This is a genomic window from Jatrophihabitans fulvus (assembly GCF_054781375.1).
On sequence record NZ_BAAGUN010000004.1, the window covers coordinates 355,740 to 372,805 of the forward strand.

At 73.8% G+C, this 17,066-nt stretch carries 20 protein-coding genes; 12 read left to right on the forward strand and 8 right to left on the reverse strand.

The window, feature by feature from the left end; translation table 11 throughout:
• Nucleotides 1–59 precede the first annotated feature (59 nt).
• The 3 genes from ACYVP9_RS15955 (at nt 60) to ACYVP9_RS15965 (ending at nt 2,457) form a co-directional block, all read left to right on the forward strand.
• Nucleotides 60–590 (forward strand): RNA polymerase sigma factor, encoded by a 531-nt coding sequence (locus ACYVP9_RS15955; protein ID WP_460605885.1) that lies wholly within the window; start codon nt 60–62, stop codon nt 588–590.
• Nucleotides 587–1,675, forward strand: coding sequence for a hypothetical protein (locus tag ACYVP9_RS15960; protein WP_460605886.1), 1,089 nt, complete (start codon nt 587–589; stop codon nt 1,673–1,675). Before ACYVP9_RS15955 ends, ACYVP9_RS15960 begins: the two co-directional genes overlap by 4 nt.
• A gap of 95 nt (nt 1,676–1,770) precedes the next feature.
• A complete protein-coding gene (locus ACYVP9_RS15965; protein WP_460605887.1) occupies nt 1,771–2,457 on the forward strand; it encodes a hypothetical protein in 687 nt (228 codons plus the stop codon).
• Here ACYVP9_RS15965 and ACYVP9_RS15970 read toward each other — a convergent pair.
• Entirely contained in the window at nt 2,404–3,339 is a 936-nt protein-coding gene (locus ACYVP9_RS15970) for an EamA family transporter (RefSeq protein WP_460605888.1), read from the reverse strand. The two genes, ACYVP9_RS15965 and ACYVP9_RS15970, sit on opposite strands and share 54 nt — an antisense overlap.
• Before the next feature lie 34 nt (nt 3,340–3,373).
• Here ACYVP9_RS15970 and ACYVP9_RS15975 point away from each other — a divergent pair, with 34 nt between their 5' ends.
• From ACYVP9_RS15975 to ACYVP9_RS15985, 3 genes are read left to right on the forward strand one after another with little or no spacing between them, the layout of a single operon-like run.
• Nucleotides 3,374–3,814, forward strand: a complete 441-nt coding sequence (locus ACYVP9_RS15975) for a PPOX class F420-dependent oxidoreductase (RefSeq protein ID WP_460605889.1) — start codon at nt 3,374–3,376, stop codon at nt 3,812–3,814.
• A gap of 28 nt (nt 3,815–3,842) precedes the next feature.
• Nucleotides 3,843–4,355, forward strand: coding sequence for a DivIVA domain-containing protein (locus ACYVP9_RS15980; protein WP_460605890.1), 513 nt, complete (start codon nt 3,843–3,845; stop codon nt 4,353–4,355).
• Entirely contained in the window at nt 4,336–4,923 is a 588-nt protein-coding gene (locus ACYVP9_RS15985; RefSeq protein ID WP_460605891.1) for a DNA-3-methyladenine glycosylase I, read from the forward strand. Before ACYVP9_RS15980 ends, ACYVP9_RS15985 begins: the two co-directional genes overlap by 20 nt.
• Before the next feature lie 45 nt (nt 4,924–4,968).
• Here the strand turns inward: ACYVP9_RS15985 and ACYVP9_RS15990 are convergent, their stop codons facing one another.
• The 3 genes from ACYVP9_RS15990 to ACYVP9_RS16000 all read right to left on the reverse strand — a co-directional run bounded on the left by ACYVP9_RS15990 (nt 4,969) and on the right by ACYVP9_RS16000 (nt 7,486).
• Nucleotides 4,969–6,108: a hypothetical protein gene (locus tag ACYVP9_RS15990; RefSeq protein ID WP_460605892.1), complete on the reverse strand. Its 1,140-nt coding sequence runs from the start codon at nt 6,106–6,108 to the stop codon at nt 4,969–4,971.
• 118 nt (nt 6,109–6,226) lie between these two features.
• Complete coding sequence (locus ACYVP9_RS15995; RefSeq protein WP_460605893.1) at nt 6,227–6,670, reverse strand: hypothetical protein; 444 nt, start codon at nt 6,668–6,670, stop codon at nt 6,227–6,229.
• Between the two features lie 27 nt (nt 6,671–6,697).
• Entirely contained in the window at nt 6,698–7,486 is a 789-nt protein-coding gene (locus ACYVP9_RS16000) for a Clp protease/crotonase-like domain-containing protein (RefSeq protein ID WP_460605894.1), read from the reverse strand.
• A gap of 165 nt (nt 7,487–7,651) precedes the next feature.
• Between ACYVP9_RS16000 and ACYVP9_RS16005 the strand changes: the two genes are divergently transcribed.
• From ACYVP9_RS16005 to ACYVP9_RS16025, 5 genes are all read left to right on the forward strand, one after another.
• The gene (locus ACYVP9_RS16005) at nt 7,652–7,819 is read left to right on the forward strand and encodes a DUF3117 domain-containing protein (RefSeq protein WP_460605895.1); all 168 of its coding nucleotides are present in this window, start codon (nt 7,652–7,654) and stop codon (nt 7,817–7,819) included.
• A 78-nt stretch (nt 7,820–7,897) separates the two neighbouring features.
• Nucleotides 7,898–9,190 (forward strand): leucyl aminopeptidase family protein, encoded by a 1,293-nt coding sequence (locus ACYVP9_RS16010; RefSeq protein WP_460605896.1) that lies wholly within the window; start codon nt 7,898–7,900, stop codon nt 9,188–9,190.
• Nucleotides 9,187–9,882: a peptidyl-tRNA hydrolase gene (locus ACYVP9_RS16015; protein WP_460605897.1), complete on the forward strand. Its 696-nt coding sequence runs from the start codon at nt 9,187–9,189 to the stop codon at nt 9,880–9,882. Before ACYVP9_RS16010 ends, ACYVP9_RS16015 begins: the two co-directional genes overlap by 4 nt.
• Before the next feature lie 10 nt (nt 9,883–9,892).
• A complete protein-coding gene (locus tag ACYVP9_RS16020) occupies nt 9,893–12,388 on the forward strand; it encodes an ATP-binding protein (RefSeq protein WP_460605898.1) in 2,496 nt (831 codons plus the stop codon).
• Nucleotides 12,385–13,062 carry a response regulator gene (locus tag ACYVP9_RS16025; protein ID WP_460605899.1) on the forward strand — a complete coding sequence of 226 codons (678 nt, stop codon included), beginning with the start codon at nt 12,385–12,387 and terminating at the stop codon, nt 13,060–13,062. The genes ACYVP9_RS16020 and ACYVP9_RS16025 overlap by 4 nt, the downstream gene beginning before the upstream one ends.
• Nucleotide 13,063: 1 nt before the next feature.
• Here ACYVP9_RS16025 and ACYVP9_RS16030 read toward each other — a convergent pair whose 3' ends face one another.
• A complete protein-coding gene (locus ACYVP9_RS16030) occupies nt 13,064–13,447 on the reverse strand; it encodes a type II toxin-antitoxin system VapC family toxin (protein ID WP_460605900.1) in 384 nt (127 codons plus the stop codon).
• Between the two features lies 1 nt (nt 13,448).
• Complete coding sequence (locus ACYVP9_RS16035; RefSeq protein WP_460605901.1) at nt 13,449–13,703, reverse strand: type II toxin-antitoxin system Phd/YefM family antitoxin; 255 nt, start codon at nt 13,701–13,703, stop codon at nt 13,449–13,451.
• 61 nt (nt 13,704–13,764) lie between these two features.
• Here ACYVP9_RS16035 and ACYVP9_RS16040 point away from each other — a divergent pair, with 61 nt between their 5' ends.
• Complete coding sequence (locus tag ACYVP9_RS16040; protein ID WP_460605902.1) at nt 13,765–14,760, forward strand: MOSC domain-containing protein; 996 nt, start codon at nt 13,765–13,767, stop codon at nt 14,758–14,760.
• On the opposite strand, the gene ACYVP9_RS16045 is transcribed toward ACYVP9_RS16040, so the two are convergent.
• Complete coding sequence (locus ACYVP9_RS16045; RefSeq protein WP_460605903.1) at nt 14,741–15,880, reverse strand: acyl-CoA dehydrogenase family protein; 1,140 nt, start codon at nt 15,878–15,880, stop codon at nt 14,741–14,743. The two genes, ACYVP9_RS16040 and ACYVP9_RS16045, sit on opposite strands and share 20 nt — an antisense overlap.
• Before the next feature lie 26 nt (nt 15,881–15,906).
• A complete protein-coding gene (gene glgA / locus ACYVP9_RS16050) occupies nt 15,907–17,061 on the reverse strand; it encodes a glycogen synthase (RefSeq protein ID WP_460605904.1) in 1,155 nt (384 codons plus the stop codon).
• Nucleotides 17,062–17,066: the final 5 nt, after the last annotated feature.

Here is a 17,066-nt window from a genome sequence, read left to right on the forward strand (position 1 = left end):
CGGCCCGGTCCGCGTCCTGACCTGTGACCGGGTGCGGACGACACCGTGGCGGAGGGGCGATGGTGGGCGTGACGGAGCCGGAGGGGCGGACGGACACGGGTGACCCGTGGCGGTTCGACGAGCTGTACCGCCAGCAGTGGTGGCCGATGCTGCGTGTCGCGGTGGGCCTGGTCGACCAGACGTCGGCCGCCGAGGACGTCGTGCAGGACGCGTTCGCGGCGCTGCACCGCCACTGGCACCGGCTCGACGACCGCGGCGCCGCGATCGGCTACCTGCGCACCAGCGTCGTCAACGGCGCGCGCTCGGTGCTGCGGCGGCGCATGACCGCCCGCAAACATCTGCGGGTCGTCCGCGACGACGGCACCCCCGCCGCCGACGAGTCGACCATGCTGTCGGCCGAGCACGAGATGGTGCGCCAGGCTCTCGCCGGCCTGCCCGACCGGCAGCGCGAGGTGCTCACCCTGCGCTATCTCGCCGACCTGCCCGACGCGGACATCGCCACCGCGACCGGGCTGTCCGAAGCCGGGGTCCGCTCGGCGTCCAGCCGCGGCCTCGCCGCGCTGCGCAGCACGTTGGGAGGTCAGCTGTGACCGACTTCGAGGACCGCCTCAAGCAGCTGCTGAACGAGGACGTCGACGCCCGGCTCGGCCCGCAGCGGCCGGCCCCGCCGATGCGTCCGTCCGTCGTCGAGCGGACGTCCGTCCGCCGGCGGACGAGGTGGCTGCCCCCGTTGCTCGCCGCCGCCTGCATCGCCGTCGTCGCCGTGGGCGGCGTCGCCGGCGCGCAGTGGCTGTCGGACGACCGCAACCCGGCCGACCCGATCGGCCCCACCCCGACGGTCGGGACCTCCCCGGCCCCCGAACCCACCCCGTCGTCGGGGTCCCCGACGGCGCGGCGCCCCGCCGACACGAAGACCACTCCGCGCACGTCCTCGGGGTCGACGGGCGCGACCCCGGTCTCCGTCCGGCTCGGCAGGGCGTCCGTCGCGCTGCCGTCCGGGTGGGTCGGACGACCGCTGTCGCGGTACGAGACGTCCGAGGGCGGCTACCTCGCCGACGGCCTCTGTCTCACTCCGGCGTCGACGCCCGTGAAGCCCCTGGCCTGCCCGGTGCTGCTGCAGCAACCGGCGGCCGACGGGCAGTTCCAGCTCGACGTCGACAACGAGGGCGGGTTCGTCGGCAACCCGCATCCCTGCGGCCAGGGTCCGAGCACGGTCGTCGAGCAGTCGGCCGACAAGAGCTTCGGACGGCGCACGGCCGACTACCGCCGGTGGACGTGGAACTGCACCGCCTCCGGCGTCACGAAGCACATCGAGCAGTACGTCGTCGCTACCGCGCCCGCGTACGTCCTCTACTCCGAGGACGCCACGCCCGCGGTCAGCGCCCTCATGCGGGAGGTGGCGGCCGCGTCGACCCTGCCCGCGCAGAACGCTCCGGTGCGGCTCACCGATCACGGCGTCGTGCGCAGCATCGCCCGCTCCGGTGACACGGTGCGCATCACGCTCGACCGCACGGTGCGCGCCGACGACGGCCGCGGCGACCGCAACGAGAACCCCGAGACGTACGCGTACACCGTGCCCGCGTCGGTGTTCGGGACGGCGATCGAGGTCGGCACGACCGTCCAGCTGCAGTCGAACGGGCGGCGCGTCACCTCGATGTACCCGATCCGGCGCTGAGTCCGGATCGTGACACGGCGGACGCAACGGATCACCGGTGCGGGGCGTCAAACAGTTCGGTGGGCCCGGCACGGGCCTCGGGAGGAGGGACCCGGATGAGCGCACGACAGCGAGGTTGGTTCAGCCTGTCGACACTGCTGTGTCTGGCGGCGGTGATCGGCGGCGCCGTCGGCGCGGTGGCCCTGGTCGGTGTCGGGGACGCCGCCACCGCACCGCACTCGTCGCGGCCGCACACCGCGACGGTCGTGCTGCGGCCCGTGACCGCCGACGGCCACGCCGCCCCCGGCTACCGCGCGGTGCCCGACAACCGTCCGGCCGTCGAGTGCTGGGGCACCTCGCCGGTGGCGGTCGACGACGACATCGCCTTCTGCGGCAGCTCGGCGGACGCGACGATCGCGTGCTGGGCCGCGGCCACCCCGCGTCACGTCCTGTGCCTCACCGACCCGTACGCGCGCACGCTGCGCGAGATCAGGCTGACCGGCGCGTTCCCCGCCGCGCGGGCGCCGAAGACGCCGTCGCCGCAGGGCCTCACGCTCGGCAACGGCAGCCGCTTCCTCGTGCGCGACGGCGGTGCCTGGGGCGTGGTCAAGCAGCACCCGAGCTGGGTCGGCTACTTCTACGAGCGCGGCACGCAGGCCGCGCACCTCGTCTTCGGACCGCCGAAGGGCATCGGCATCGACCGGTCGCACCGGCAGTGGACGGTGCAGGTGTTCGCGCAGGACGGCAGGTCAGCCGGGCAGCGGCGGGACGTCGTCCGCGCCTACTACGTCGGCACGGCCTGACCGGTCACGGCCCGCGAGCGTCGACCCGGCGCCCGCGGCCACGACCATCGTCATCGCGACCGCCAGCGCCACGGTGACGGGCTCGCCGAGCACGATCACGCCGGCGAGGGCGGCGGCGGCGGGCTCGAGTGCCATCAGCAGCCCGAACACCGCGGTGCTCAGCCGGCGCAGCGCGACGAGCTCGAGCGAGTAGGGCACCAGCGACGACAGCATCGCCACGCCGAGGCACGAGGCGAGCACGCCCGGCTGCAGCAGGTCGGTGCCGCCCTCGATCACTCCCGCGGGCGCGACCAGCACCGAGCCCGCGACCATGCCGAGCGCCAGGGCCTCGAGGGCGCCGAACGAGGTGCCGACCCGTTTCGCCAGCAGGATGTACGTGCCCCAGCACGACGCGGCGACGAGCGCGAGCAGCACGCCGAGCAGGGTGACGCCGTCGTCGCCGCCCCGGGTGGCGAGCAGCGCGACCCCACCGCCGGCGAGCACGACCCAGAGTCCGTCCAGCAGGCGGCGCGAGCCCGCCACCGCCACCGCGAGCGGGCCGGTGAACTCGATCGTCACCGCCACACCCAGCGGCAACCGGTCGAGGGCCTCGTAGAAGCTCCAATTCATGGCGGCCAGCACGAGCCCGTAGGCGGTGACGAGCGTCAGCTCGGCTCTCGTCCGGTGCCGGACCGACGGACGGGCGATCGCGAGCAGCACGACCGCGGTGATGGCGACCCGCAGGAACGCGACCCCGCCCGGTCCCACCCGCGGGAAGATCGTGTCCGCGAACGCCGACCCGAACTGCACCGACCCGATCGCGGCCAGCAGCAGCACCTGCGGCGGTATGGCCGCCGCTCGGTCGGCCGTACTGCGGCGCTCGGTACGGGCGGACGGGGACACCGCGCCGAATCTAATCGTTCGTAGGCTTGGTCCCATGGCCCACACCATGAGCGACGCCGAGCGACGCGCGTTCCTGTCCGAGGGCACGCGTACCGGCGTGCTGTCGACCGTGCGCAAGGACGGGACGCCGCACGCGGCGCCGGTCTGGTTCGTCCTGGAGAGCGACGACTCGGACGTCATCGTCTTCACCACCGGCCGCGACACCGTGAAGGGCCGCAACCTGCGCCGCACCGGGGTGGCGACGCTGACGGTCGACGAGCCGCACCCGCCGTACGGGTTCGTCACGGTGACCGGACGGGTCGAGATCGTCGACGGCGACGTCGAGGCGATGCTGCCCTGGGCGACCAGGCTCGGCGGCAGGTACATGGGCGAGGAGAACGCCGAGCAGTTCGGTCGTCGCAACGCCGTGCCCGACGAGCTGCTGGTGCGGCTCGTGCCCGACAAGATCGTGGCTCTGGCGGCTCTCGCCGACTGATCCGGCGACCGCATGACAGGATCGGGCCGTGGTGGTGTCGATCGTCCTGTACGGGTTCCTCGCGATCGTGGTCGCGGGTGCCCTGTTCGTGCTCGCCACCCGGTTCCTTCCCGCCGGCGAGCAGATCGCGCCGCCGCTGCGGGACGAACCGGTGTGGGCCCTGCCCGCCGAACGCAGCCTGCGTCCGGAGGAGGTCGACACCGTCCGGCTGCCGGTCGCGCTGCGCGGCTACCGGTTCGCCGAGACCGACGTGCTGCTCGACCGGCTCGTGCACGAGCTGCGCCGGCGTGACGACGAGATCGCCCGGCTGCGCTCGGCGGACGGCCACCCCGCCCCCTGGCGGCAGCCGGTCGACGACGGCGCGTACGCCCGTCCCGAGCCGCCCGCGGACGAGCCGGTGCGGCTGCAGAAGGACGACGCGCTCGAACCGCTGTCGTTCGCCCCGACGCAACGGCCGGACGAGCCCGGTGCCGGCGACCACGACGTGCCGCCGCCCTACGCGGACGGCGACGAGCGCAACCGTGACCGCCCCGGCACCTGACGGGCGGCCCCGCTGCCTCTGGGCCGATCCGGAGCGGGGGAGCCCGCCGGACTACGTCGCGTACCACGACGACGAGTGGGGCCACGAGCTGCACGGTGAGCAGGCGCTGTTCGAGCGCATGTCGCTCGAGGCGTTCCAGTCGGGACTGTCGTGGCTGATCATCCTGCGCAAGCGCGAGGGCTTCCGCCGCGCCTTCTCGGGCTTCGACGTCGAGACCGTCGCCGGGTTCGGCGACGCCGACGTCGAGCGGCTGCTGGGCGACGCGGGCATCGTCCGCAACCGGCAGAAGATCGAGGCGACGATCGCCAACGCCCGGACGATCCGCGCCGCCGTCCCCGAGCGACTGGACACGCTGCTGTGGTCGTTCGCGCCCGAGGCGCACGAGCGGCCGCGGACGTCCGGTGAGATCCCGTCGACGTCGCCGGAGTCGATCGCGATGGCCAAGCAGCTCAAGAAGCGCGGGTTCCGCTTCGTCGGCCCCACCACCGCGTACGCGCTCATGCAGGCGACGGGCATGGTCGACGACCACGTCGCCGACTGCTGGCGGGCGGCCGACGGCGCAGCGTGAGCGGTCCGGGTCGGGACCGTCGCCGCTGCGCCGCCGGCGCCACGATCAGTCGAGCGCGGCCGCGTAGCCCCGGTGGTTCGGCGACTCGGTGAGCAGTCGCTTGGCCCGCTCCACCTGGCGCTTGCAGTCGGCGATGGGCTGCGTGGCGCGCCGCACGCCCATGAACGCGGCCTCCTGACGCTTCGTCAGGATCGAACCGTGCTGCTGGTCGTCGTAGCCGGGCATCTTGCGCCAGGCCGACGCGATCTTCGCGATCTCACCCTTGCTCTCGCGGTAGGTGACGTTGATCCGCACGACGTCCTCGTCGAGGCGGACGATCTCGGTGCGGATCTGCCTGAGCTCGCCCGTCAGCCGCTTCAGGGCCGCACCGTCGCTCGAATTGCCCTGCACCGCCGTCTTCACGGCCGCCGCGCGCTGCTGCGCGGCGGCGAGCAGGACGTTGGCGCGCTGGATGATCGGCTTCATCTGGACCTCGACCTGCGCGTACATGCCGAGGATGCGCGTCAGCTCGGCCTCCACAGCGGTGTTGCCCATGACGGTGGCGCTGGCGGCACGACCTGCCCGCTTCGCCTCCTTCGCGAACTCCTCGTTCCACACCTTGAGGTCCTCGACCTTCTGCTTGGTGTCGGCGAAGTCGGGCGGCAACTGGATGTCGGCCGCGGTGACGACGCCCTTGGGCACGTCGTCGACGGACAGGTTCAGGATGCCCGTCTTGGCGATCACGCTGGAGGCGTTCCGCGCGGCGCCGAACCAGTTCATGACGTCCTTGTTCGCGGGCGCCGCCCCGCCCTGCGCCAGCTGGGTGCGTGCGGCCGCTGCCGCGCTGTGTGCCGAGAGCACGGCGGCACGGTTGGTCGCATAGGTGTCGTGGAAGGTCGCGTTGAACGCGGCGACGTGCAGTACGCGACGCGCGTCGGTGCACTCCTTGCGCCAGGTCACGATGTCCTTCCTCGCGTCGACGGACTTCGTGTCCTTCTCCGCGCGGATCTTGTTCGTGGCGACGTCGAACGCGTCGATCAGGGCGGTCAAGGCCTTCTGCGCCGCGGCGAAGTCGCTCTTCGACATCGCGGCCGGTGCCTTCTTCGTGGCGTTCAGAACGCCGGTGATGCCCTTGGCGACACCCGAGCCCTTGGCCTTCGACGGTCGGGATTTCTCCCACTTCTGCACGGTGAACGTGAACGGCACGACGTCTCTCCCATGGTGTGACGCTTCTGTTAGTTCGCACACGGTAGACCCGGTGGACGGGCAGGAGAAGATCCCGAAGGTCGTGAAATGGACGATCTTGTGCCCGATGCGGAGCGGGTCAGCCGAGGTCCGCCCGCTCGGCCTCGCGGGCCGCGAGGTCGGTGTCGGCGCAGAACCCGCGCAGCGTCCGCTTCAGGCACAGCAGCCCGAGCAGCCGGCCGTCCGGGGCCACGACGACCAGCCGTCGTCGGCCCTCGGCGAGCATGGCCACCCGCGTGGCGGCGAGGTCGGCGTCGGGGCCGACGACCCGTCCGGACAGTCGACCCAGCGCCCGCACGGGGGCGGAGTCGGGGACGGCCGGGTCGGCGACGTCGTCGCGGTCGACCACCGCGACCAGGACGCCGCCGGCGACCAGGGTCGCGGCGTGCACGTGGTCGTTGCCGAACAGCCGGCGCACGTCTCCCACCGTCGCGTCGGCGGGCGTCCGCTTCACGCGGGTGATCATGGCCTCGCCGACGACGCGCGCGGCCGCGAGGCCGGGCGTCGGGGCGGTCAGTGCCATGCGCTCGACGCTACGCGTCGAGAGCGTCTAGCGGCCCTCGAACACCGGCTTCTGCTTCGCGACGAACGCCGCGGTGGCGTTGCGGTGGTCGGCGGTGGCGCCCATCTCGGACTGCAGGCGGTCCTCGATCGACAGGGTGTCCTCGAGCGAGTTCGTGGCGCCGAACGCCAGCGACCGCTTGATCGCCCCGTAGGCGGCGGTGGGGCCGGCGGCCAGGCGGGCGGCGAGCTCGTGGGCGGCAGGCAGCACGCGCTCGTCCTCGACGACCGCGTTGACCAGGCCCATCTCGAGCGCGGCCTCGGACGTGATCGGTTCGGCGAGCAGCGCCAGCGACGTCGCGCGGGCCGAGCCGATGAGGCGCGGCAGCGTCCACGAGACACCGCTGTCGAGCGACAGCCCGACGTTCGCGAACGCGAGCAGGAAGCCCGCGCTGCGGGCGGCGATGCGGAAGTCGCAGGCGAAGGTCAGCCCTGCGCCGGCGCCGGCGGCCATGCCGTTCACGGCTGCGATCACCGGCTTGGGCATCGTCGCCAGCGCGAGGATCAGGGGGTTGTAGTGCTCGGTGACCGTGGAGAGCGGGGCCGGATCGTCGGCCTCGAGCAGGGCGACGTGCTCGCGCAGGTCCTGGCCCACGCAGAACCCGCGGCCGTTGCCCGCGAGCACCACCGCGCGCACCGACGGGTCGGCCGAGACCTCGCGGACCGTGTCGCGCAGGGCCTCCTTCAGGGCGACCGACAGCGAGTTCATCGACTCGGGCCGGTTCATCGTCAGGGTGGCGACACCCTCGTTGCGCTCGACCAGCAGTACGTCTGCCACTTGACCGTCCCCTCGCTCGCCCTACCTGTCGGCGACGCTACCGCCACCCCGGGGTTGGGCGATCGGGGCTGCATACGGGAGAATGGACGGACGAAACACGGCGGCGCGCCCGGCGCGTCGGGTGAGTGCGATCGTGAGCGCGAGCTCACCGACGAGGAGGTTGGCATGGCGGCCATGAAGCCGCGGACGGGCGACGGCCCGCTCGAAGTCACCAAGGAAGGCCGCGGCATCGTCATGCGCGTGCCGCTCGAAGGCGGCGGCCGCCTCGTCGTCGAGATGACGCCCGACGAGGCCGACGCCCTCGGCGACGCCCTCAAGAACGTCGGCAAGTAGTACTTCCGCTCCGGCCCCGGTCGTCCCGCGACCGGGGCCGAGTGCTGTTCCGGGACGGTCTGGGGCAGGATCGACGGCGTGCTGGACGTGAGAGCGGTCGTCGCCGGACGGGCCACGGGCAGGCGCCGCCGCGACACCGAGGACGGGCCGGTGCGGCCCGATCTGCCCGGCCCCGTGTCGGAGGTGCGCCGCGCGGCGGGTGCGATCGCCCGCACCCTGCCCGCCGGCCGCAGCGTGCTGGAGACCCCCGACCTCGCGGGTGACCGGCTCGCCGCCTTCGCCGAGGGCCTGGCCCTGGGCACCTACCGGTGGACGGAGGCGTCCGAACCACGTCCGCTGCCGAGCCGGGTCGACCTGCTCGGTGCCGACGACCGCGACGGCGCGATCGCCCGCGGCCTCGACTCCGCCGCGGCCACGAGCTGGGCCCGCGACCTCGCCAACACCCCCGCGGGCACGAAGACCCCGGCCTGGCTCGGCGCGCAGGCCGAGAAGCAGCTGGCCCCGCTGGGCGTCTCGGTCGAGGTGCACGACGAGCAGTGGCTCGCCGAGCACCGCTTCGGCGGCATCCTCGCCGTGGGTGGCGGGTCCGTGGCCCCGCCGCGGCTGATCGAGGCGACGTGGAAGCCGCGCGGTGCCCCGCGCGACGTGCACCTCGTGATCGTCGGCAAGGGCATCGTGTTCGACACCGGCGGCATCAACCGCAAGCCCGGCGCGGCGATGCGCATGATGCACACGGACATGTCCGGCGGTGCCGCGGCGCTCGGCGCCCTGCGGGCCGTCGCGCAACGGCGCCTCCGGGTGCGGGTGACCGCGCTCGTGCCGGCGGCCGAGAACGCGTTCGGCGGGGCCTCGTACCGTCCGAGCGACGTCGTGCGCCACTACGGCGGGCGCACCAGCGAGATCAGGAACACCGACGCCGAGGGGCGGCTGGTGCTGGCCGACGCGCTGGCCTACGCCGCCGCCCGCCTCAAGCCCACCCACCTCGTCGACATCGCCACCCTCACCGGTGCCATGAAGCTGGCGCTGGGCCTGCGCACCGGTGGGTTGCTGGCGACGTCCGACCCGCTCGCCGACGCGCTGCTCGCCGCAGGTGACACGACGGACGAACCGCTGTGGCGCCTGCCGCTCGACGACGGCTACGCGGGCACGCTGCGCTCCGACATCGCGGACGCCAACAACGCCCCCGGCAATCCCGGCGGCATCACCGCCGCGCTGTTCCTGAAGCCCTTCGCTGCGGACGTCCCCTGGGCTCACCTCGACATCGCCGGCCCGGCCCGCGCCGGCGAGGACGACGGCGTGATCACCCAGGGTGCCACCGGGTTCGGCGTCCGCCTGCTCGCCGCGTGGGCGGCCACGCACGCCGACCGGTGAGCGACGGCCCGACGGACTGGGCCCTGCCCTACGTCGTCCGCATCGAACGCGACGCGCCGCCCACCCGCACCGACGCCCTCGAGGCCGCGGCGTCCGGCGTGCTGCGGCTGCTGACCGCGGCACCGACCGAGTGGCACGACGCGATCGCGGCCTGGGACGGCTCCCGCATCCGCAAGGTCGTGCGCCGTGCCCGCGGCGCCGCGTGGCGGCGGGCCGGCGAGTTGCCCTGCCTGGACGTGTCCCGCGGCAGCGCCGAGGTGCGCGTCTTCCCGCCCGTGCCGGTCGACGACTGGCCGCCGGAGCTCGCCAGGCTGCAGGTCGGCGGCACCGAGCTCGACGACCCGGAGCCACCGCCGGCCGCCGGTCCGGGTTCGCCGCTGGTGCTGCTGTCGCCCCGCGTGCCGCTCACCGCGGGCAAGGCGATGGCGCAGGCCGCGCACGCCGCCCAGCTGGCGTGGCGCACGCTCGGCCCGGACGCGCGGGGGCGGTGGCGCGAGGCCGGGTTCCCGCTCGCCGTCCGCGACACCGACGGCGCGGGGTGGGACGCGGCCGTCGCCGCGGGAGCGGTGGTGGTCCACGACGGCGGCTTCACCGAGGTCGCGCCCGGCACCGCGACGGCGCTGGCCGTCGTGCCGCGAGCGTGGCGTGAGGACGCCGCGTCCGGCACCGTCCGCCCCGTCGCGCCGCACTAACGTTGTTTTCATGGCGAGGGGTGAGCTGCGCATCTACCTCGGCGCGGCCCCCGGGGTCGGCAAGACCGTGCGGATGCTCGACGAGGGCCACCGCCGGCTCGCGCGCGGCACCGACGTGGTCGTCGCGTTCGTCGAGACGCACGGACGGGCCCACACCCGCTCCCGCCTCGAGGGTCTGCCGCAGCTGCCACGCCGGCAGGTGCACCACCGCGACCGGGTGTTCGAGGAACTCGACCTGCGCGCGGTGCTCGAACGCCGTCCGGCCGTCGCCCTCGTCGACGAGCTCGCCCACACCAACGTGCCCGGCTCGGGTCCGCACGAGCGTCGCTGGCAGGACGTCGAGACGCTGCTCGAGGCGGGCATCGACGTCATCAGCACGGTGAACGTGCAGCACCTCGAGTCGCTCAACGACGTGGTCGCCGAGATCACCGGCGTGCCGCAGCGCGAGAGCGTGCCCGACGCGTTCGTCCGCTCGGCCGATCAGGTCGAGCTGGTGGACATGACGCCCGAGGCGCTGCGCCGCCGCATGGCGCACGGCAACGTCTACCCGGCCGAGCGCATCGACGCCGCACTCGGCAACTACTTCCGCGTCGGCAACCTCACCGCGCTGCGCGAGCTGGCGCTGCTGTGGCTGGCCGACCAGGTCGAGGTCGGGCTGCAGCGTTACCGCGCCGACCACGGCATCACCGGCACGTGGGAGACGAAGGAGCGCGTCGTCGTCGCCCTCACCGGTGGTCCCGAGGGCGAGACGCTGATCCGTCGAGGCGCCCGCATCGCGGCCCGCTCGGCGGGGGAGCTGATGGCCGTGCACGTCGCCCGCAGCGACGGGCTGTCCGGACCGGGCGTCGCCGCGCTGGCCGCGCACCGACTGCTGGTCGAGTCGCTCGGCGGCACGTACCACTCGCTCGTCGGCGACGACGTGCCGAGAGCACTGCTCGCGTTCGCCCGCCGGGTCGACGCCACGCAGGTCGTGCTGGGCACGTCGCGCCACGGACCGGTCAGCACGCTGCTCGGCGGGCCGGGAACCGGTGCGACGGTCATCCGCGACTCCGGCTCGATCGACGTGCACCTCGTGACGCACGAGTTCGCCCGCGCCGGACGGCGGCACCTGCCGCGGCTGACCGGCGGCCTCTCGCCGCGTCGTCGGCTCGCCGGACTCGCCGTCGCGGTCGTCCTGCTGCCCCTGCTCACCGTCATGGGCCTGTACGTGCCCGGCTTCGAGTTCGCCGCGGACGTGTCGGTGTACCTGCTCGCCGTGGTCGTCACCAGCATCGTCGGCGGCTTCTACCCGGCGCTGTTCAGCGCCGTCGCGGCCAGCCTGCTGCTTAACTGGTTCTTCGTCGCCCCCACGCACACCTTCACGATCAACGAGCCCGAGAACGTGCTCGCGCTGGGCATCTTCCTGGCCGTCGCGGTGCTCGTGTCGCGGGTCGTCGACCGGGCCGCCGTGCGATCGGTCGTCGCCGCGCGGGCGGCGGCCGAGGCCGAGACGCTGTCGACGTTCGCGGGCAGCCTGCTGCGCGGCGCGCAGGCGCTGCCCGCCCTGCTCGACCGGGTGCGCGAGACGTTCGGGGCGGACGGGGCCGCGCTGCTGCGCCGGCACGACCGCGACTGGGTACTCGTCGCCGCGGCGGGCGACGCACCCGCCGCCCGTCCCGAACCGGCGGACGCGTCCGTCGCCGTCACCGACGACCTGACCCTCACGCTCACCGGACGTCCGCTGGGCGCCGGCGACCAGCAGGTGCTCGCCGCGTTCGCCGCGCACGTGGCGGTCGCGTACCGGCAGCAGGAGCTCGCCGAGGCGGCCGAGGCGGCCCGTCCGCTGGCCGAGTCGGACCGCCAGCGCACCGCGCTGCTCAACGCCGTGAGCCACGACCTGCGCACGCCGATCGCCACCGCGAAGGCCGCCGTGTCGAGCCTCGCCGACCCCGAGGTCACCTGGACCCCCGAGCAGCAGGCCGAACTTCTGGCGTCCGCGGACGGGTCGCTCGACCGGCTCACCGACCTCGTCACCAACCTGCTCGACCTGTCGCGGCTGCAAGTGGGCGCGTTGCCGGTGCTGCCCGGGGTCGTCGGGGTCGACGACGTGGTCGCGCGCGCCCTCGACCACGCCGACCCGCACGGCCGGGTCGTGATCGCCGTGCCGCACGACCTGCCCGCCGTGCACGCCGACGGCGGGCTGCTCGAGCGGGTGCTGGCCAATGTGGTGCAGAACGCGCTGCGCTACGCGCCCGAGACCAGTCCCGTCCGCATCGCGGCCAGCGCGCTGCGCGACGTCGTCGAGATCCGCGTCGTCGACCGCGGTCCCGGCATCGACGTCGACGACGTCGACCGCGCGTTCACCCCGTTCCAGCGCGCGGGCGACGTGCCGGCCGACGGCGCCGGTGTCGGTCTCGGCCTCGCGATCGCGCGCGGGTTCACCGAGGCCATGGGCGGCTCGATCGCCATCGAACCGACACCCGGCGGCGGGGCCACCGTCGTGCTCACCCTGCGGGCCGCCCGGTGACGCGCGTGCTGGTCGTCGAGGACGAGCGGACGCTGCTGCGCGCGCTCGCCATGAACCTCGTCGCCCGCGGCTACGAGGTGACCGAGGCCGGCACCGGCACCCGCGCGCTCGCCGCGCTGGCCGAGCAGCCGCACGACCTGATGGTGCTCGACCTCGGGCTGCCCGACGTGTCGGGCGTCGACGTCATCCGTGCCGTGCGCGCCTACTCGTCGGTGCCGATCATCGTGCTCAGCGCGCGCAGCGGCAGTGCCGACAAGGTCGAGGCCCTCGACCTCGGCGCCGACGACTACGTCACCAAGCCGTTCAGCATGTCCGAGTTGCTGGCGCGGCTGCGGGCGGCGACCCGCCGCTCGGCGGCGCAGGACGAGGCCGTGGTCGCCGACGTCGGCAACGTGCGCATCGACCTGACGATGACGACCGCGACGGGGCCCGACGGCACGCCGGTGCACCTCACGCCGACGGAGTGGAAGATCCTCGACGTGCTGCTGCGCAACCCCGGACGCCTCGTGGGCGGCGCCGCGCTGCTCACCGCCGTCCGCGGCTCGAGCGAGCACACCGATCCGAGTTACCTGCGCATCTACATGGCGCAGCTGCGCCGCAAGCTCGAGCCCGAACCGAGCCGGCCGCGCCACCTCGTCACCGAGGCCGGCATGGGCTACCGCTACCTGCCCTGACTCACTCGGTCGCGTCGAGCACGAAAGGACGCCCGAGTGCGAGCAACCGCCGATCGGACGTCATGAGGTCGAGGCCCGCTGCGTGGGCCTGCGCGAGCAGCAGCCGGTCGAACGGGTCGTGTCGCGCGAGCTCGGGGAACGCTGCCAGCGCCGCGGTGTGCTCGGTGGTGAGCGGGAGGGGGACGAGCCCCTGGCCCGCCACCGCCTCCTCGACGTCCTCGGGCAGGTCGAGCTTGCCGATCATCGCCTTGATGCGCAGTTCCGCGAGGGTCACCGGCGACACGTGGACGACGGCGCTCGTCGCGATGCGCTGCCGGCTCCGGGGTCCCAACCGGGGCGAGTCGACGAGCACCCAGAGCAGTGCCATCGAGTCGAGCAGGAGCACGTCAGGACGTCGTCTCGATGTCGTCGGCGTGGTCGAACATCGCAGCCACCTCGGTGTCGGCCGCCTCGAACTCCCGCTCGTCGAACCGGACCCGGCCCCGGAGGCCGCCGACGACGACCTCGGTGCCGGTGTGCACGACGAGGTCGACGACCGGACGGCCGGCCCGTGCGATCACGACGCGCTCGCCGGCGAGAACCCGGTCGATGAGCTTGGACAGGTGCGTCTTCGCCTCGTAGACGTTCACCTGCTGGGCCATCCTCACACCCTATCTGGTCAGGTCTGGTCAGACCACGGCGCGAGCGCGCTACAGTCCGCCCATGACCGCCGTGGCCGAGCTCTGGCGCTACCCGGTGAAGTCGATGGGCGGGCACCGCGTGGCCTCGTTGCGGCTCGACCGGCGCGGGGCCCACGCCGACCGGCTCTGGGCGGTGCGCGACGTCGAGCAGGACGTCACCGTCTCGGCGCGCACGATGCCCGCGCTGCTGCGCTGCACCGCCCGGTACGTCGACGAGCCCGCGGACGACGCCGGGCCGGGTCGGGTGCCGCCGGTGGTCGTCACGTTCCCGGACGGGCGCGAGGTGACGAGCGACGACCCGGCCGTGCACGACGCGGTGAGCGAGGTGGCCGGCCGGCCGGTGCGGCTGGTGCCGCTCGAGTCCGGCCGCGGGCAGCACCGGCTCTCGCCGCGCCAGATGGCCGCCGCGCTGTCGATGAGCACCTGGACGCGCGCCCTCGGCATCGACCGCGACGAGGCACTGCCCGACCTGCGCGACATGGCGGCGCGCGACATGCTCGTGCTCACCCGCTTCGCGACCCCACCGGGGGCGTTCCACGACCTGAGCCCGGTGCACCTGCTGACGTGCACCAGCCTGGCCACGATCGCGGCGGCCACCCCCGGGTCGGACGTGGACGTGCGCCGCTTCCGGCCCACCGTCCTGCTGGCGGACGACGCGCCCGGGGGCACGCTGCCGGAGGCGGGCTGGACCGGAGACCGGCTCGAGCTCGGCGCCGCGACGGTGCGGGTGAGCATGCCGACCGTCCGCTGTGTCGTGCCCAGCCGTGCCCAGCCCGGCCTGGCGGTCGACCGGGGCATCTCCCGGGCATTGACGCGGGAGGCGGGACGGTTCCTCGGCGTCTACGGCGACGTGGTGGGCGACGGCGTGGTGCACGAGGGGGACGAGGTACGCCGGCACGTGACGGCACCACCGGGGCCGGTGCGCCGTTACGCCCGCCGTGGTCTGGCGGTGGGCGCGCGCAGCGTGCTGAGCGGGGTGCGGCGGCTCGAGGAGACGATCAGCCGGCCGCGTTCCTGACCACGCCGCGGCCGATGATCAGCTGCTGGATCTGGCTGGTGCCCTCGTAGATGCGGAACAGCCGGGCGTCGCGGTAGAGCCGCTCGACGGCCACCCCGCGCATGTAGCCCATGCCGCCGTGGATCTGCACCGCCCGGTCGGCGACGCGGCCGACCGCCTCGGACGCGTAGTACTTCACGATCGACGGGTCGACGCGGTCCATCGTCCCGGCGTCGTAGGCGGCGGACGCCCGCTCGAGCATCGACTCGGCGGCGTACAGCTCGGTGGCCGATTCGGCCAGCATCGCCTGCACGAGCTGGTGGTCGGCGACCCGCGTGCCACCCTGCCGGCGGCCGACCGCGAAGGCGGTCGACTCGTCGAGCAGGCGCCGCATCATGCCGACGCAGATCGCGGCGACCGACAGGCGTCCGCGGGCGACCGAGCGCATCGCGATGCGGTAGCCCTGGTCGCCCCCGACGCGCGCGTCCTCGGGAACGCGCGCGCCGTCGTAGTACACCTCGGCGGTGAGGCTGCCGGCCTGGCCCATCTTGTGGTCCTTGGGCCCGACGCTCACGCCGTCGGTGTCGGTGGGCACGGCGAACGCCGAGATGCCCTGATCGGTGTCGCCGTCCATGACCCGGGCGAACGTCATCACGAGGTGCGCGGCGGGTGCATTGGTGATCCAACGCTTGGTGCCGTCGAGCACGTACCCGTCCCCGTCGATTCGCGCGGTCGTGCGCAAACTCGACGGATCGCTGCCCGCGTCGGGTTCGGTGAGCCCGAACGAGGCGATGATCTGGCCGGACGCGATGCCCGGCAACCACCGCTGCTTCTGTTCCTCGGTGCCGGCCATGACGAGGATCTGCCCCGCGAGGCCGTTGTTGGTGCCGAGCATCGACCGGAACGCGGGCGCCGCGTAGGTCAGCTCGGTGACCAGCCGCGCCTCCTGGCGCATGTCCAGGCCGAGGCCGCCGTACTCCGTGGGCAGCGCGAACCCGAACAGTCCCATGTCGGCCGCCTGGCGACGCAGCGACGCCGGGATCTCGTCCCGCTCGTCGATCTCGGTCTCGAGCGGCAGCACCTCGTTGCGCACGAAGCGCCGCACCTCGGCCAGCGCCGCCTCGAAGTCGTCGTCGTCCATGACCGGACGGTAGCCCGGACGGCCGGTCAGGCGAGCAGCGACTCGTACAGCTCGACCGTGCGGTGGGCGATGGTGTCCCACCCGAACTCGCGCACGGCGCGCTCGCGTCCGGCCTGACCCATCGCCGCGGCCCGGGACGGGTCGGCGCACAGCTCGTTGACGGCGGTCGCGAGGCCCGCCTCGAACTCCTCGGTCGTGACGGCGTGATACGGCACGAGCGTGCCCGTGACGCCGTCGGCGACGACCTCGGGGATGCCGCCGACGGCGCTGGCGACGACGGCGGTGCCGCACGCCATGGCCTCGAGGTTGACGATGCCGAGCGGCTCGTAGACCGACGGGCACACGAACACCGCTGCGTGGGTGAGCAGCTGCGACACCTGGTCGCGGGGCAGCATGTCGCGGATCCAGACGACGCCCGTCCGCTGCCGGGCGAGCCGGCCCACGGTCGCTTCCGTCTCGGCGGCGATCTCGGCGGTGTCGGGCGCGCCGGCGCACAGCACCAGCTGGATCTCCGGGTCGAAGGCCGACGCCGCCGCGAGCAGGTGGGCGAGACCCTTCTGCCGGGTGATCCGTCCGACGAACACGACGTACGGACGTGACGGGTCGATGCCGTGCCGGGCGAGCGCGTCGTCGGCGTCGGCGGGTGCGTAGAGCGTCGTGTCGATGCCGTTGTGGATCACGTGCACCTTCGCCGGGTCGACGAAGGGGTAGGCGTCGAGCACGTCCGCCCGCATGCCGTAGCTGACGGCCACCACGGCGTCGGCGTTCTCGTACGCCTGGCGCTCGGCCCACGACGAGATGCGGTAGCCGCCGCCGAGCTGCTCGGCCTTCCACGGCCGGTGCGGCTCGAGGGAGTGCGCCGACAGCACGTGCGGCACGCCGTGCAACTGGGCGCCGAGCACGCCCGCGAGGTTGGCGTACCAGGTGTGCGAGTGCAGCACGTCGGCACCGCCGACGGCGGCCGCGATCTCGAGGTCGGTGCCGAGCGTCTGCAGGGCGGGGTTCGCCGACGCCAGGCCCGGCGGGGTGCCGTAGGCGTGGGCGCCGTCGCGCGGGGCACCGAAGCAGTGGACGTCGACGTCGACCAGGCGACGCAGCTCGCGGACGAGGAACTCGACGTGGACACCGGCCCCGCCGTAGACGTCCGGTGGGTACTCCCGCGACAACACGGCGACGCGCATGGACT